Genomic DNA, 15,921 nt, shown 5'->3' with positions numbered 1-15,921 from the left:
GCCTTAGAAGCTCAAACCGGGGGAGAGCTGCTCTGGCATGGCAGCCTTGCTGTCTTCCACCGATGCGACCGGGTAGGCGCAGTAGTCGGCGGCGTAGTAGGCGCTCGCCCTGTGGTTGCCGGAGGCACCAATGCCGCCGAATGGCGCCGCACTGGAGGCACCGGTGATGGGCTTGTTCCAGTTGACGATACCGGCGCGAATGCGCTTGAAGAAGTGGTTCCAGTCCGCTTCGTTATCCCCAAGCAGACCGGCCGACAGCCCGAAACTGGTCGCATTGCCCAGATCGATGGCGGCGTCGAAGTCCTGGTAACGGGTCACCTGCAGCAGTGGGCCGAAGTACTCCTCATCCGGCAATCCTTGTGCGACAGTGATGTCGACAATACCGGGGGAGACAAATCCCGTGCCCGGCTCCAGATGCTTGAGGGTGAGCAGGCTCTTGCCACCCAGTGACTGCAGCTTGGCCTGGGCCTCGACCATGCCGATGGCGGCACGCTCGCTTATCATGGCTCCCATGAAGGGCTGATCCGCATCATCGTAGTGACCCACTTTGATCTTGCCGACCACCTCGATGAGGCGCGCCAGCAATGCGTCGCCGGCCGGGCCCTGTTCCACGAACAGACGGCGAGAACAGGTGCAGCGCTGACCCGAGGTGATGAACGCGGACTGGACGATGGCGTGCACGGCGCCGTCCACATCACTCACGTCTTTTACGATGAGCGGGTTGTTGCCACCCATCTCCAGCGCCAGGATCTTGCCCGGTTGACCGGCAAATTGCTGATGCAGGAAGTGACCGGTACGGGACGAGCCGGTAAAGAAGAGGCCATCGATGTCGCTGTGACTTGCCAGGGCTTTGCCGGTGTCGACTTCCCCCTGCACCAGATTGATGACACCGGCGGGCAGACCCGCTTCCTGCCAGATTTTGAGCATGGCCTCGGCCACCATGGGGGTCAGCTCGGAGGGCTTGAACACCACCGTATTGCCGGCGATGAGTGCCGGCACTATGTGGCCGTTGGGCAGGTGGCCGGGGAAGTTGTAGGGGCCGAACACCGCAACCACACCGTGGGGTTTGTGGCGTACGAACGCCTTGGCACCCGGCATGGGATTTTCGACCGTGCCGGTACGCTCATCGTGGGCGCGCAGGGAGATGGCAATCTTGCCCTGCATGGCGGCGACCTCGGTGCGGGTCTCCCACAGCGGCTTGCCGGTTTCGCGGGCTATGGTGAGCGCCAATGCTTCCTTGTGCTCGCCGAGCAGTTCGGCGTAGCGACTGATGATGGCACTGCGCGCCGCCAGGGGGAGATCCGCCCAGTGGTAGAACGCGGTGCGGGCAGCCTTGACGGCGGCATCCACCTGAGCGGCACTGGCCGCTTGACCGCACCAGACCACCAGGTTCTTGGCCGGATCTTTTGACTCGAACGCCTTGCCCTCACCCGCCAGCCAGTTGCCATTGATCAGCTGTACTAATTCGCTCATTGCTCATATCCCTTGTTGCTTGGCTCTCGCCTGCCAGGCCACCCAGTGCGGGCCGCCAGCTCATCGTGTTCAGCGGGACAATGCATCGCACTATCCCCATGTTGTCAGTCCAGATCCACGACCCTGACCTGATCGCCATTCTCCACCTTGAGGGCCGCGGCCATCTTGGGCGGCACTATGGCCTCCTGCTTGTCCAGATCGACCCGGATATTGCCAAGGCAGGCACGGTATTGTTCGAAGCGGGTGTTGCACAGCAGATAGGTGTGGCCACCCAGGGGCTCGCCCACCACCACGGTCAGCCGTTTGCTGCGGCGTATGCTGCGAATGTTGTTCACATCGCACTCGACGGTGGGGCCGGCATCGAAGATGTCGACATAGCCGCGGTTCACGAAGCCCTCGTCCTGCAGCATCTTGATGGCAGGGCGGGTCTTGTCGTGAGTTTTGCCGATCACGGCCCGCGCCTCATTGCTGAGCAGATTGACGTAGATGGGGTACTTGGGCATCAGCTCGGCGATGAAGCGCTTCTTACCAATCCCGGTCAGATAGTCGACGGTGGGGAAATCCATCGAGAAGAAGTGCTTTTGCAGCCACTCATAAAAGGGGCTGTGACCCTTTTCGTCGGAGACGCCACGCATCTCGGCGAAGACGGTCTTGTCAAACAGCTCGGGGTGTTCGGCCATGAACAGGAAACGGTGCTTGGAGAGCAGCCGACCGTTGAGTCCCTCGCGAGCACATTCGCGCAAGAAGAGCGTGCAGAGCTCAGAGTTGCCGGTGTAGTCATTGGACAGAGTGAGCGTCTCGACCACGTTGTAGATGCCGAGCTTGGGGGAAGAGTGCACCACCTTGCCGATGTGATAGTTATAAAACGGCTGGGACAGGCCCACGGCCGCATCGATGGCGCAGGTGCCAACCATGTCCCCGGTGTCCAGATCTTCGGCCACGAAGAAATAGAGGCAGTCGCCCTTTCCCGCAGGTTTGTCCGAAAAAGTCTGGGTGGAGGCGTCGATTTTGCGCTGCAGCAGCTCATCATTAACCGGCAAGGAGGTCATGCCAGTACCGGATTCGATGGCGCAAGTCTTGAGACCGGCAAAATCTTTCTGTTCGATAGGACGGATTAACAACATAGATGACAACTCCCTTTCATTGACGACAGGTGGGGTCCCGGCTCCTGCCGGGAGGGCTCCCCACCTCAATTCGGGATCAGGCGTTAACAACCTGAGCCACGGCCAGCTCGAAGCGAGCCAGACCTTCCTTGATGTCCGCTTCCGGGATCACCAGGGAGGGGGCAAAACGCACTACGTTGGTGCCGGCCACCAGGGCCATCAGCCCCTGATCGATGGAGGCCAGCAGGAAGTCGCGAGAGCGCCCCTTGAAGTCATCGTTCAGTACGGCGCCGAGCAGCAAGCCCTGGCCACGCACTTCGCTGAAGCAGTGGTACTTGGCGTTGATGGCTTCGATGCCGGCGCGGAACAGGGCTTCGCGCTGCTTGACCCCTGCCAGCACTTGCTGAGTGTTGATCACATCGATCACCGCCTCAGCCACGGCACACGCCAGCGGGTTACCGCCGTAAGTCGAGCCGTGAGTACCCACTTTCAGGTGAGCGGCTATCTCTGTAGTGGTCAGCATGGCGCCGATGGGGAAACCGCCGCCGAGCGCCTTGGCGCTGGTGAGGATATCCGGCGTGACGCCCAGACCCATGTAGGCAAACAGTTCGCCGGTGCGGCCAACCCCGGATTGCACTTCGTCATAGACCAGCAAGGCATTGTGCTTGTCGCACAGCTCGCGCACACCCTTGGCGAATTCGTCGGTGGGACGAATGATGCCACCCTCACCCTGCAAGGGCTCCATCACCACGGCGCAAGTGTTGTCGGAGATGACAGCAGCCAGCTCGGCCAGGTTGTTGTAGGTGACATGGGTGATGTCGGCAGGCTTGGGGCCGAAACCGTCGGAGTAGGCGGCCTGGCCACCCACGCTCACAGTGAAGAAGGTGCGACCGTGGAAACCCTGATGGAAGGCGATGATCTGGGTCTTGTGCGCACCGAACTTGTCGATGGCATAGCGACGGGCCAGCTTGAGCGCGGCTTCGTTCGCTTCGGCGCCCGAGTTGCAGAAATAGACCTTGTCGGCGAAGGTGGCGGCGACCAGCTTCTTGGCCAGACGCAGGGCCGGCTCATTGGTCATGACGTTGGAGAGATGCCACAGCTTCTCGCCCTGAGTTTTCAGGGCTTCGACCAGCTTGGGATGACAATGACCCAGGCCATTGACCGCAATACCGCCGGCGAAATCCACATACTCACGTCCAGCCTGATCCCAGACACGTGAACCTTCACCACGCACCGGGATGACATTGGCGGGCGCATAGTTGGGAACCATCACTTCATCGAACACTTCACGTGTCACTGCCAACAACTCTGACATACTTGCTCTCCTTCCAGATGGCGACAGAATAATCCACCGCCTAAAAGTTAAATCCGTGTAAACGTGACGGTATTGTCACAGAAAAAAAGTAAAAAGTCTGTAACTTGACGGCCTGCAAGGAACAATCTTCGATTGCCCGTGAGATTTTAGGCAGCCCCATTGCATAACGGCTCAGAGGCTGTTGGCAAGAGATAATTTCGACTGGCAGAGGGGTGAATAAACCGTCAGAGAAAAAAATTTTACCCATAGCGTAAAAATGAGACTCAAGTCACGTCTTATAGCCGAAACAGGGTGAAATCCCCCAAGGTTTTGGGGTGGGAAAGATGAATCAATCTAGTCGAACGGACAGCCTGGGCGATGGATGGGAGCCGAGGCAGCCCATCAGCAGATGATGCGGGTAAAGGAGATAAAGCAGTGCAATATAGGGCAGGATGGACTCAGCGGTGAGCCAGGAAGTTGGCCAGCAACCCATGGCCCTGTTCGCTCAGGATGCTTTCGGGATGAAACTGCACCCCTTCCAGGGCCAGCGTCTTGTGGCGCAGCCCCATGATCTCGTCAACGCTGCCATCCTCATGCTCGCTCCAGGCCGTCACGGCCAGGCAATCAGGCAGTGTCTGCGCCTTGACCACGAGTGAGTGGTAACGGGTCACCCGCAGCGGATCATTGAGCCCCGCGAATACCCCCTCCCCCTGATGACGGATAAGGGACGTCTTGCCATGCATCACCCGGCGGGCACGCACCACCTCGGCGCCAAACGCCTGGGCCAGGGACTGGTGGCCGAGACAGACTCCGAGAATGGGCAATTGACCGGCGAAGTGCTTGATGGCGGCCAGGGAGATGCCAGCCTCATTCGGTGTACAGGGTCCGGGGGAGATCACCAGGCGCTCGGGGGCCATGGCCTCAATGTCGGCCAGGGTCAACTCGTCGTTGCGTTTGACCACCACCTCCTGCCCCAGCGCACCAAAATACTGCACCAGGTTCCAGGTAAAAGAGTCGTAGTTGTCGATCAGTAACAGCATGCAATAAACCCAGGGATTGAAATCGAGGCGATGGTAACCCGCCGTCGGCTGGCGAGTCGCGCATTCTGGCACGTCTGTCCTGGTTAATAAACGCCTGCCAATGGATGCCGCGGGGGCGAGGGCCCGCCCATCAATGCCCTCCTGGTGGATCATTCCACAGGGGCCCGGAACCCGCAGCCAGGAGTCCGCCCGCTCTGCTCCTCCTCTCTATCACCTTGGCTACCCCTCTCTTGCCGGGCGCATTCCCCCGAGACCCTCGACATTGACCGGACGCCTCGTCGACAGATCACCGCGAACGCTCTCCTGCGGCATCGCTCGTCCTGTCCCCTGAAAATAAAAATGCACAACCTAAATCACAAAATACAAAACGATGTTTCATTTTAATTTGATCGCTATTTTTTATTTTGCTATCGTGCCTTCAACGACAGGAGTTCCCGACACATTGTCATTGATGCCGCGTGCGGCCCGCAATTGAGGTTCATTATGCAAACTCGTCAAAGCATCCACAGCGATCATGCCAAGCAACTGGACACCCAGGGCCTGCGCCGTGAGTTTCTGGTAGAAGAGATCTTCACCCCGAACGAGCTGACCATGACTTACAGCCACATCGACCGCATCGTGTTCGGTGGCATCATGCCGGTTGATGCGCCATTGACCTTTTCCGATGCGCTCGGCAAGGCATTCGGGGTCACTTATTTCCTCGAGCGGCGCGAGCTCGGCCTCATCAACATCGGCGGCCCGGGGGTGGTGGTGGTGGATGGCACTACCTATGAAGTGGACAAGGCCGAGGCGCTCTATGTCGGCCAGGGGGCCCGTGCCCTGAGCTTTGCCAGCGTCAACGCCGAGCAGCCAGCCAAGTTCTACTACAACAGCGCTCCGGCCCATACCAGCTACCCGACCCGCAAGGTCACCCAGGATCAAGCGTCTCCGGCGACCCTGGGGGACCCATCCACCAGCAACCGCCGCACCATCTACAAGTATCTGGTACCGGACGTGCTGCCGACCTGCCAACTGGTGATGGGCATGACCCAGCTGGAAGAGGGCAGCCTGTGGAACACCATGCCCTGCCACACCCACGAGCGCCGCATGGAGGTCTATTTCTACTTCAACATGAAGGAGGACGCCGCCGTGTTCCACATGATGGGCAAACCGGACGAGACCCGTCACCTGCTGGTGCACAACGAGCAGGCCGTCATCTCCCCGAGCTGGTCCATTCACTCCGGCGTCGGCACCCAGGCCTACACCTTCATCTGGGGCATGGTGGGCGAGAACCAGGTATTCGGTGATATGGACCATGTCGCGGTCCAGGATCTGCGCTAAGCCCCCATCTCGAGCAGCCAGGGCGGCGGCTCCTGACACTTAATCCCACACCTTCCTGTGGCTAGAGGTAACAACATGATTCTTAATGCATTCAATCTGAAAGATAAGGTCGCCATCGTCACCGGTTGCGATACCGGTCTGGGTCAGGGTATGGCACTGGGCCTTGCCGAAGCGGGCTGTGACATCGTCGGCATCAACATTGTCGAACCCAGCGACACCATCGCCAAAGTCGAGGCCATCGGCCGTCGCTTCCTGAGCCTGAAGGCGGATGTCAGCAAGGTAGACACCCTGCCGGCCCTGGTCGATCAGGCGGTCTCCCACTTCGGTCGCGTCGATGTGCTGGTGAACAACGCGGGCATCATTCGCCGAGACGACGCCATCAACTTCAGCGAGAAGGACTGGGATGATGTGATGAACATCAACATCAAGAGCGTGTTCTTCATGTCTCAGGCCGTGGCCAGGCAGTTCATGGCCCAGGGCGAGGGCGGCAAGATAGTCAACATCGCCTCCATGCTCTCCTATCAAGGCGGCATCAGGGTTCCCTCTTACACCGCCTCCAAGAGCGGCGTCATGGGCATCACCCGCCTGCTGGCCAACGAGTGGGCCAACCAGGGGATCAATGTCAACGCCATCGCCCCCGGTTACATGGCCACCAACAACACCGCGGCACTGCGCGCCGATGATGACCGCAATGCCGCCATCCTTGAGCGGATCCCGGCGGGTCGCTGGGGTGTGCCGGACGACATGATGGGCCCGGTCGTATTCTTGGCTTCTGCCGCCTCCGACTACATCAATGGCTATACCATCGCTGTCGATGGCGGCTGGCTGGCGCGTTAATTTCCCCCTGTTTGACGAGGCGCCGCGAGGCGCCTTTTGTCGTTGTCCGCGGACAGGAAAGCAATATGTTCCTCGATAATCTCTGGTTTGCCCAATCCATCGGCCTGCTGGCTTGTCTCGTTGGCGCCACGGCGTTCATGCAACGCCAAGACAACAAACTCAGACTCCACCTCACCCTCAATGGCTCCCTGATGGGCCTGCACTTCCTGCTGCTGGGATCCTCGGTCGGCGCCATCAACTGCCTGCTGTGCGCGATGCGCAACTGGGTGTCCGGTTACTATCGCGGGCCCGGCGTGATGCTGCTGTTTCTGACGCTGGCCTGGCTGCTGGTCATCCCCCGCATCGAGCATCCGGTGCAGATGCTGACTCTGCTCGGCACCACCCTTAGCACCGTCGCCTTGTTTCGCCTCAACGGCATTGCGCTGCGACTGTGCATGCTGAGCAGCACCCTCTGCTGGCTGACCCACAATATCTGGGCGGGATCCATCGGTGGCATCCTGCAAGAGAGCATCTTTTTCGTCATCAATGGCTACACCATCCTCAAGCTCTACCAGGCAGCCCCGCAGGACATCGAGGGGTGAACCACCCTGCCTGCGGGTCCAATCACGGGCAACGGGTCACTGTCGATGGGAACTGAAATGCAAAAGAGCAGGCCAAGCCTGCTCTTTTTGAGACGAGATACTCAATCAGCGTGAGGAGTGAGAACCAAATGGATAGTCGTGGAAACCCAGCCCGGCAGAGATATTGGCCGCCGCCTCATGCAACTGGGCCACCAGGGTGGCCTTGTTCTCTTCATGGAAGCGCACCAGGGGCAACGACAGGGAGAGCCCCGCAATGATCCGCCCCATACGGCTGTAAATAGGCACGGCGAAGCAGCGCAGACCGTGTTCCATCTCTTCCCGATCTTCGGCGTAGCCTTGCTCGCGCACCTGAGCCAACTCCACCAGCAGCGCATCGACATCGGCGAGGGTATGCTCGGTAAAGCGCTCGAAGGTCACACCGGCCAGCATGGCGCGCACTTCCGTTTCGGGCAACCAAGCCATCATGACTTTGCCAAGGCCGGTGCTGTAGAGCGGACGGCGACGACCGATACGGGAGTACATCCGCAGGTTGTATTCGGAGTCAATCTTGTGCAAATAGACGATGCTGTCTTCATCCAGCATCCCAAGGTGCAGGGTCTCTTTGGTCAGCTTGCCGAGCCGATGCATCTGCTCGTCGGCAATCTGCACCAGATCCTGATGTTCCAGCGCCTTGGCGCCCAGCTCGAACAGCTTGAGGCTAAGGGCATACTTGTCAGTTTCACCCTCCTGGGTGATATAACCCAGGGTCTTCATGGTCTGCAAGAAACGGTAGACGGTGCTCTTGGACATCATGATCCGCTGGGACAGCTCGGTCACTCCGATCTCTTTCTGCTCCCCCAGTGCCTGCAGTATGCCGAACACCTTGAGTACCGATGATACCGATTCTGGCGAGTTGTCTATCATCGACATTGTTCACTTCCAAAAAAAATGATTGATTGTTTCATTGTATTTGAAATGAAATGACCATCATAGTGACAGAGCCGATTATCCAGTCAAATCATCTACTAATAGATAGAGAATGTGGTCTCGCTCACGCAGGTATCGGCCAGAGCCTCGCCGAACGCGCTGACCATGAGAGCGTCCCTAGCGGCCGACGCACGGCCACCCTTCCTTGCCTGCTTGCTTCCTCACATCAATACAAGACCATTGTCACATTTTTAATGAAATGATGTTTCAATTGTTTTTTCTTCCCTGTCAATTAAATAGAATGACGCCATCATCAACGCGGAACACGCGGGAGGATCTATGTCTATCAAGGTCGCCGTCATTGGCGAATGCATGATCGAGTTGTCCGAAAACAAGGCCAACATAGTGCGCCATTTTGGAGGGGATACCCTCAACACGGCCGTTTACCTGACCCGCGCCAACCCTGACATCTCGGTGCATTACGTGAGTGCCCTTGGCACTGACCCCATGAGCAGCGCCATGCTGGCGCAGTGGCAGCAGGAGGGGATAGACATCGAGCTGGTGCAGCGTCTCAGTCACAAGCTGCCCGGCCTCTACCTCATCGAGACCGACGAGCGCGGGGAGCGCACCTTCCACTACTGGCGCAGCGACGCGGCGGCCCGTTATTGGCTGCAAACCCCGCAAGCGAAGCGGATCGGTGAGCGGCTGCATGAATTTGATTATCTCTATCTGAGCGGGATCAGCCTCGCCATCCTGTCACAAGCTGACCGGCTGACCCTGCTGCACCTACTGGCCGACTGCCGGGCTGGCGGAGCCAGAATTGCCTTTGACAACAACTACCGCCCCCGCTTGTGGGAGAGCCAGGAAGCGGCCCGGCAAACCTATGCCGCCATGCTGGCGCTGACCGATCTCGCCTTCCTGACCCTGGATGACGAGGTCGCCCTCTGGGGGGACAGCAATGAGTCCCAGTGCCTGACCCGTACCCGTGCACTGGGCGTGAACGAGATCGTCATCAAGCGCGGGGCCGCGCCCTGTCTCATCGTGCAGCCAGAGTACCGCTGCGAAGTGCAGGCCATCCCCCTGACGAGCGAACAGGTCATCGACACCACTGCGGCGGGGGACTCCTTCAGTGCGGGTTACCTCGCCACCCGGCTGGCGGGGCACTCCATGGCCGACTCGGCCCGCTATGCCCATCGGCTGGCAAGCACCGTCATTCAACATCGAGGCGCCATCATCCCCCTGACTGCAATGCCACATCCCATCACCCCTGACCACCCATCCCACGAGGCTTCCCATGTCCCCATTGCTTGAAACACTATCGACCCTGAAGATCATTCCCGTCATTGCCATCCAGGATGCCGACGATGCCGTGGCCCTCGGTCGCGCCCTGTTGGAAAACGGCATGCCCAGTGCCGAAATCACCTTCCGCACCCCGGCAGCAGCAGAATCCATACGCCGACTGAGGGACGCCTTCCCCGAGATGATCATCGGTGCAGGTACCGTCTTGACCACGGCCCAGGTCGATCAGGCCATCGCCGCCGGTGTGGATTTCATCGTGAGCCCGGGGCTCAACCCACGCATAGTGCAGTACTGCCAGGCCCGCGGGGTGCCCATCATTCCCGGCGTCAACAATCCCAGCCAGGTCGAGCAGGCCATGGAGCTGGGTTTAAAGACTCTCAAGTTCTTCCCGGCAGAACCGTCCGGTGGGCTGGCCATGCTCAAGGCCATGAGCGCCGTCTATCCGGTCGCCTTCATGCCCACCGGCGGCGTCAGTCCAAGCAATGTGAAGGCGTACCTTGCCCTGCCCGCAGTCTTTGCCTGTGGCGGCACCTGGATGGTTCCCGCCAACCTCATCGACAATCGCGAGTGGTACAAAATCGGCGTCCTTGCCAAGGAAGCCATGGCCGCGCTCTGAGCCTGCATGGGCCTGTCCCACGGGCCCATCATTCCAGCCCCGACCGGTTTGCCATAGCCCTGCGCCGCCGGTTCAATGAAAGGATCCATCCCATGATCGTTGGTAACCTGCAGCAACTCGCCATCGCCATGCTGCCGCCCCCGCTGTTGCGCCTTCTGAGCCGGCCCGATCTCTCCTTGCACAAGCTGCAGCAACGGGAAGAGGGAAAATATGATCTCATCGAGGATACCCTCTTCTACATCGTTTCCTGCCCCACCACCGCTCAGGAAGCGGATCTGAAGAGCGAATTTCACGATCGCTACCTAGATATCCAGATAGTGCTGCTCGGGCAGGAGATGATAGCCCTCAGCCCCACTGTCACCTCCCCCCATGACCACCGGGAAACCAAGCCGGATCTTATCTTCCTGGACAACCCGGCGATCACCACCCGGCTGCTGCTCAATGTCGGCGACTTCGCCATCTTCTATCCCGGCGAGGTACACAGACCCACCTGCCAGGTCGGCTCTTCGGCCCAGATAAAAAAAGTCGTGTTCAAGATCTGCAAAACCTGGCTGTCCGCCCAGTAATGGCCACTGGCCGCAACCATTCGTTCCTCTCTCTTGCATGAATGCCCCTGCCTCCAGCCGTATTGAGAGGCAGGAGGCCAGCTCCGCGCATGACACCATGTCATCACTGGCGGCTCCTCTTCTCGTGGCCCTTTGGGAGCTGATGCTCCCCCTTTTCGCGATAGAAAACCTCGATTGAAATCCCTCTTCAGCTTCACTGTGACAATGCCACATGCAGCAAACACAAAACTTGACTCAGCATTCCTTCAAATATGGAACGCCATTTCATTAACTTGAGTTTGATCACTGAAATGCGGCCGGATTCGCGTAGCATGAACGACATCAAAATAACCAAGGGATAACACACATGCGTACCATCAATGCTCTGCCCAAGCTGTCTCTGATTGGCACAGTTGTCGCCGCGGGTCTGTTTCTGACTGGATGTGGTGAAGACAGCAAGGCTGCTGGCCCTGTGATCCTGAAGACAGCGTTTAACCAGTCTGAACACAATCCCCAGTTCAAGGCGCTTCAAGATTTCAGCCAGAAGCTCGAAGCCGCCACCGGTGGTAAATACAAGTTGGAAATTCATCCCAACGAGCTGCTTGGGGATCAACGTGCGGCCCTGGAGCTAGTGCAGTCCGGCGCCATTCAGCTGGCTGTCGTCGCCAATCCCTTGGTCGAGAACTTCAACAAGAACTTCTCCGTGCTGGCCATGCCGTACATCTACGACAACCCGGCTCACCAACGCAAAGTGTTCACCAGTGGCACCCTGGATGCCCTGTTCAGCTCTACCAAGGGCAATGGCTTTGAGGTGCTGACCGCCTATACCGCCGGGGCGCGCAGCATGTACGTCAAGGGGGCTCCCATCAAGACCCCGGAAGATATGAAAGGAGAGAAGATCCGGGTGATGCAGTCCGACACCATGGTCAAGATGCTGACCTGCATGGGGGGAACCGGCGTACCCATGGGCCAGGGAGAGGTCTACTCCGCCATCCAGCAGGGGGTGCTAGATGGCGCCGAGAACAACGAGATCACCTACGCCGACCTGAAGCAGTATGAAGTTGCGCCGCATTTCTCCTACACCCGCCATGTGATGGTGGCTGACCTGTTGGTGGCCAACGAGTCCTTCCTGGCAAAGATGGATGCCGCCGATCAGGCGACCTTCCGCAAACTGGCCAAAGAGAGCACAGAGACCGAGTTCGACCTCTTCAGTCAGGCGCTGGAAACCGCAAAGCAGACGGCTACCAGCCAGGGAGCCACCTTCACCGAAGTGGATATCGCCCCCTTCCAGGCGCGCTGCAAGCCGCTGCAAGAGACGCTGCTGGTCACCCCGGAGCAGAAAGATATTTTCAACAAGATCCGCGCACTGGCCAACTAATGGCAGCTGTTGCTAAGGGCTGCCATGGCAGCCCTTTCTATGAGGTTCCTCTATGAAACCCGCTCAACAACCCACAATGCTCTCCGCCCCTCCCGGCCCCCCCGTTCAACAAGGCTTCTATGCCTCGCTGACCGGGTTCAAGCAAAGAGTGGATCTGCTGGTCTCTTATTTCTGTATCGCCATCGTGGCGTTGATGACACTGCTGGTCACCTATCAGGTGGCGACCCGCTACCTGCTCAATGACCCAAGCGCCGTGAGTGAGGTGCTCTCCCGCTACCTCTTTATCTGGCTGGTCTTGATCGGGAGTGCCTATGTCTTTGGACTGCGCGAGCACATGGCGATCACCTTCATGCGCGATCGCATGCCACACAATGTTCGCATCCTGCTGGAGATGCTCGGTGAGCTGGCGACCACCCTATTTGCCTTGCTGGTACTGAGCGTGGGAGGTTACATCGGGATGAGCCGCCAGATGGGACAACTCGACTCGGCGTTGCAGATCCCCATCGGCGTCATCTATGCCGCCATTCCCCTTTGCGGCGTACTGACCGTCTTCTATTGCCTGTACAACCAATACGGGTTGGCCAGACAACTCTCCTTCGAGCACAAGGTATAACCATGGATATTGCGGTTGTTGTCGCGCTGGTGATGTTCATCGGTGCCTTTGTCCTGCTGTTTATCGGCACCCCCATCAGTATCAGCATCGGGCTCTCCTCCTTCCTGGCCATGGCGATGATCCTGCCCTTTGATGGCGCCATCCTGACCTCTGCCCAGCGGGTCTTCGTCGGCCTGGACTCCTTTGCCCTGCTGGCCATTCCCTTCTTCATTCTGGCCGGCAATCTGATGAACAATGGCGGCATCGCCATTCGCTTGATCAACTGCGCCAAGATCGTCAGCAACTTCCTGCCGGGTCCGCTGGCCCAGACCAACGTGGTTGCCAACATGCTGTTTGGCTCCATCAGCGGCTCCGGCGTCGCCTCGGCGGCGGCCATCGGCGGCATCATGTCCCCGATCCAGAAGAAAGATAAATACGATCCCGCCTTCAGCGCCGCGGTCAACATCGCCTCGGCCCCGACCGGCATGCTGATCCCCCCAAGCAACTCCCTGATCGTCTATGCCACTGTCGCCGGCAGCGTCTCCATCACAGCACTGTTCATGGGTGGCTACGTGCCCGGCATCCTGTGGGGGCTGGGGGTCATGCTGGTAGCCGGCTTCATTGCCAAGCGCCGTGGTTATATGGCCGAGCCCGACTCCCTCAAGGGTCTGCGCCTCAAGTTGCTGCTGGATGCCATCCCCAGCCTGCTGATGATCGTGGTGGTCATCGGCGGCATCCTCGGCGGCATCTTCACCGCGACCGAAGCCTCCGCCATCGCCGTGGTCTATTCGCTTGTCCTCGGTGTCTGCTACCGGAACATCAAAGCTGCCGACCTGCCCGCCATCTTCCTGGCCACCGCCAAGATGACGGCCATCGTGATCCTGATGCTGGCCGCCTCATCCATCATGTCCTGGGTGATGGCGTTCACCAAGATCCCGGCACTGATCGCATCGGGCTTGCTCTCCTTCACCGACAGTTTCCTGATCATTCTGCTGGTCATGAACCTGGTGCTGTTGCTGGTGGGCACCTTCATGGACCCCACCCCAGCGGTGCTGATCTTTACCCCTATCTTCCTGCCCATCTGTACCCAGTTCGGCATGGACCCGGTGCAGTTCGGCATCATGATGATCTTCAACCTCTCCCTCGGAACCATCACGCCGCCGGTGGGCCCCATCCTGTTTACCGGCTGCAAGATAGGCGAGATAAAGATTGAGGGGGTCATCAAGCCACTGCTGCCCTTCTTCGTGGTGATCGCTCTGATCCTGATGCTGGTGACCTATGTGCCGGCCATCTCGATGGCCCTGCCCCAGGCGATGGGACTGGTCAACTGAGACAACTTCGCCGAGCGTTGCGGCAAGAGGCCGTCGTTGAACACAGCCAATGAGCCAGCCCCGGGTGATCAGCACACCCGGGGTTTTTCATGGCTGCGCCGCACCGCCAGAAAACGGGCAGATAGAGGATACCGCCGGGCGGTTTGCGGTATGAACAATACGCACGGAAGGCAAATCAAAGAGGAGACGAAACAGGCGTCACCGACAGGGGAAGGTACCTATCGCAACACAACAGCAGGCCGAGCCAATGGCGTCAGCGATCCAGATAACGGCCCTGTTCCATTTCACGCTCACGTTGGCACTCGGCGAGGTAGATGGCGGCGACGATGGCAGGGACGGCATGGTGCCTGTCGATGGCATTGGAAACCATCAGTTGCAGGGTATTGAGGTTCTTGGCCTTGCGAAACTTGCGCAGCCAGTGACCCTTGTCGCCCAGCTCGTCTATGGAGATTTTTTCTTGGATGGACATGCTCACTCTTGGGACTCGGGGTCCACATAAATTCAAGATCCGGGGATCACAGATACCGAGGGGGAAACAAAGAAAGCCAGGTTGAGACCCGGCTTCCTACGGTTACACCACAATCCGATATATCAGGCTCTGGGAACAAAGCCAACCACATCATATACGCTGGCCAGGGTTTTTTCAGCCCTTTCCCGAGCCTTTTGTGCACCGGCAGCGAGGATGGCCTGCAGATGAGTCTCATCTTGACGCAGGGCGTGGAAACGGGCTTGCAGCGGCTCGAGCAGGGCAACCACGGCCTCGGCGCACTCACCTTTCAGATGGCCATACATCTTGCCTTCGAAGTGCTGTTCCAGCTCCGGAATGGTGCGGCCCGTCACGCCAGACATCAGGGTCAGCAGGTTGGATACCCCAGGCTTGTTGACCGGATCAAAGCGCACCACGGCAGGCTCGTCCGAATCGGTGACGGCCCGCTTGATCTTCTTCACTATCTGCTTGGGATCTTCCAGCAGACCGATGAAGTTGGCCTCGTTGTCATCCGACTTGGACATCTTCTTGGTCGGGTCCTGCAGGCTCATCACCCGGGCACCCTCTTCGGGAATGAAGGGCTCGGGCAGGGTGAACACCTCGCCGTGCAGATTGTTGAAGCGGGTGCAGATGTCACGAGTCAGCTCCAGATGCTGCTTCTGATCGTTGCCGACCGGTACCTGATTGGCTTGATAGAGCAAGATGTCCGCCGCCATCAGCACCGGGTAACCGAACAGGCCAACGTTGACGTTGTTCTCAAAGCGCGCCGATTTGTCCTTGAACTGGGTCATGCGCGACAGCTCGCCCATCTGGGTGTAGCAGTTGAGGATCCAGCCAAGCTCGGCGTGCTGGGGCACATGGGACTGGATAAAGACGGTGCTCTTGGCGGGATCTATCCCGACGGCCAGATAGAGGGCGGCAGCGTCCAGGCAGGCTTTGCGCAAAGAAGCCGGATCCTGACGGGTGGTGATGGCGTGGAGATCGACGATGCAATAGAGGCAATCGAAGTCATCCTGCATCTTGACCCACTGACGCAGGGCGCCCATGTAGTTGCCTATGGTGAGCTGCCCGGAGGGCTGGGCACCGCTCAGTACTATTGGTTTAGCCATGGAGAGGAGT

At 59.0% G+C, this 15,921-nt stretch carries 16 protein-coding genes; 9 read left to right on the top strand and 7 right to left on the bottom strand.

Features of this window, described 5'->3' with window-relative positions; translation table 11 throughout:
• Positions 1 to 3: 3 nt before the first annotated feature.
• The 4 genes from astD to ACSMDR_RS14780 all read right to left on the bottom strand — a co-directional run bounded on the left by astD (position 4) and on the right by ACSMDR_RS14780 (position 4,910).
• Positions 4 to 1,473 carry a succinylglutamate-semialdehyde dehydrogenase gene (astD, locus tag ACSMDR_RS14795; protein ID WP_436468746.1) on the bottom strand — a complete coding sequence of 490 codons (1,470 nt, stop codon included), beginning with the start codon at positions 1,471 to 1,473 and terminating at the stop codon, positions 4 to 6.
• 104 nt (positions 1,474 to 1,577) lie between these two features.
• Complete coding sequence (gene astA, locus ACSMDR_RS14790) at positions 1,578 to 2,597, bottom strand: arginine N-succinyltransferase (RefSeq protein ID WP_005899872.1); 1,020 nt, start codon at positions 2,595 to 2,597, stop codon at positions 1,578 to 1,580.
• Positions 2,598 to 2,673: 76 nt separating this feature from the next.
• Entirely contained in the window at positions 2,674 to 3,891 is a 1,218-nt protein-coding gene (locus ACSMDR_RS14785; protein WP_436468745.1) for an aspartate aminotransferase family protein, read from the bottom strand.
• A 437-nt stretch (positions 3,892 to 4,328) separates the two neighbouring features.
• A complete protein-coding gene (locus tag ACSMDR_RS14780; protein ID WP_005899868.1) occupies positions 4,329 to 4,910 on the bottom strand; it encodes an aminodeoxychorismate synthase component II in 582 nt (193 codons plus the stop codon).
• Between the two features lie 483 nt (positions 4,911 to 5,393).
• On the opposite strand from ACSMDR_RS14780, the gene kduI reads away from it, so the two are divergent.
• The 3 genes from kduI (at position 5,394) to ACSMDR_RS14765 (ending at position 7,648) form a co-directional block, all read left to right on the top strand.
• Positions 5,394 to 6,230 carry a 5-dehydro-4-deoxy-D-glucuronate isomerase gene (kduI, locus tag ACSMDR_RS14775; RefSeq protein WP_436468744.1) on the top strand — a complete coding sequence of 279 codons (837 nt, stop codon included), beginning with the start codon at positions 5,394 to 5,396 and terminating at the stop codon, positions 6,228 to 6,230.
• A gap of 75 nt (positions 6,231 to 6,305) precedes the next feature.
• On the top strand, positions 6,306 to 7,067 hold the full coding sequence (kduD, locus tag ACSMDR_RS14770; protein ID WP_436468743.1) for a 2-dehydro-3-deoxy-D-gluconate 5-dehydrogenase KduD: 762 nt from the start codon (positions 6,306 to 6,308) through the stop codon (positions 7,065 to 7,067).
• Positions 7,068 to 7,132: 65 nt separating this feature from the next.
• Complete coding sequence (locus ACSMDR_RS14765; protein ID WP_436468742.1) at positions 7,133 to 7,648, top strand: YgjV family protein; 516 nt, start codon at positions 7,133 to 7,135, stop codon at positions 7,646 to 7,648.
• A 105-nt stretch (positions 7,649 to 7,753) separates the two neighbouring features.
• Here the strand turns inward: ACSMDR_RS14765 and kdgR are convergent, their stop codons facing one another.
• Entirely contained in the window at positions 7,754 to 8,557 is an 804-nt protein-coding gene (gene kdgR, locus ACSMDR_RS14760; RefSeq protein WP_436468741.1) for a DNA-binding transcriptional regulator KdgR, read from the bottom strand.
• A gap of 336 nt (positions 8,558 to 8,893) precedes the next feature.
• Here kdgR and kdgK point away from each other — a divergent pair, with 336 nt between their 5' ends.
• The 6 genes from kdgK to ACSMDR_RS14730 all read left to right on the top strand — a co-directional run bounded on the left by kdgK (position 8,894) and on the right by ACSMDR_RS14730 (position 14,315).
• Positions 8,894 to 9,865, top strand: coding sequence for a 2-dehydro-3-deoxygluconokinase (kdgK, locus tag ACSMDR_RS14755; protein ID WP_436468740.1), 972 nt, complete (start codon positions 8,894 to 8,896; stop codon positions 9,863 to 9,865).
• On the top strand, positions 9,849 to 10,469 hold the full coding sequence (locus ACSMDR_RS14750) for a bifunctional 4-hydroxy-2-oxoglutarate aldolase/2-dehydro-3-deoxy-phosphogluconate aldolase (protein WP_436468739.1): 621 nt from the start codon (positions 9,849 to 9,851) through the stop codon (positions 10,467 to 10,469). The genes kdgK and ACSMDR_RS14750 overlap by 17 nt, the downstream gene beginning before the upstream one ends.
• Positions 10,470 to 10,561: 92 nt before the next feature.
• A complete protein-coding gene (locus tag ACSMDR_RS14745) occupies positions 10,562 to 11,035 on the top strand; it encodes a NanQ anomerase/TabA/YiaL family protein (RefSeq protein WP_436468738.1) in 474 nt (157 codons plus the stop codon).
• A gap of 346 nt (positions 11,036 to 11,381) precedes the next feature.
• Positions 11,382 to 12,392, top strand: a complete 1,011-nt coding sequence (locus tag ACSMDR_RS14740; protein ID WP_436468737.1) for a TRAP transporter substrate-binding protein — start codon at positions 11,382 to 11,384, stop codon at positions 12,390 to 12,392.
• A gap of 52 nt (positions 12,393 to 12,444) precedes the next feature.
• Positions 12,445 to 13,005, top strand: coding sequence for a TRAP transporter small permease (locus ACSMDR_RS14735; protein WP_436468736.1), 561 nt, complete (start codon positions 12,445 to 12,447; stop codon positions 13,003 to 13,005).
• Positions 13,006 to 13,007: 2 nt separating this feature from the next.
• Positions 13,008 to 14,315, top strand: a complete 1,308-nt coding sequence (locus ACSMDR_RS14730; RefSeq protein WP_005899849.1) for a TRAP transporter large permease — start codon at positions 13,008 to 13,010, stop codon at positions 14,313 to 14,315.
• A 253-nt stretch (positions 14,316 to 14,568) separates the two neighbouring features.
• Here ACSMDR_RS14730 and ACSMDR_RS14725 read toward each other — a convergent pair whose 3' ends face one another.
• On the bottom strand, positions 14,569 to 14,784 hold the full coding sequence (locus tag ACSMDR_RS14725; protein WP_005899847.1) for a hypothetical protein: 216 nt from the start codon (positions 14,782 to 14,784) through the stop codon (positions 14,569 to 14,571).
• Positions 14,785 to 14,906: 122 nt separating this feature from the next.
• Positions 14,907 to 15,911 (bottom strand): tryptophan--tRNA ligase, encoded by a 1,005-nt coding sequence (gene trpS / locus ACSMDR_RS14720; RefSeq protein ID WP_436468735.1) that lies wholly within the window; start codon positions 15,909 to 15,911, stop codon positions 14,907 to 14,909.
• Between the last annotated feature and the right edge of the window lie 10 nt (positions 15,912 to 15,921).

The sequence above is a fragment of the Aeromonas molluscorum genome, from assembly GCF_051376105.1.
Taxonomy (GTDB): Bacteria; Pseudomonadota; Gammaproteobacteria; order Enterobacterales; family Aeromonadaceae; genus Aeromonas; species Aeromonas molluscorum.
This window is presented reverse-complemented; position numbering and strand designations above follow the sequence as displayed.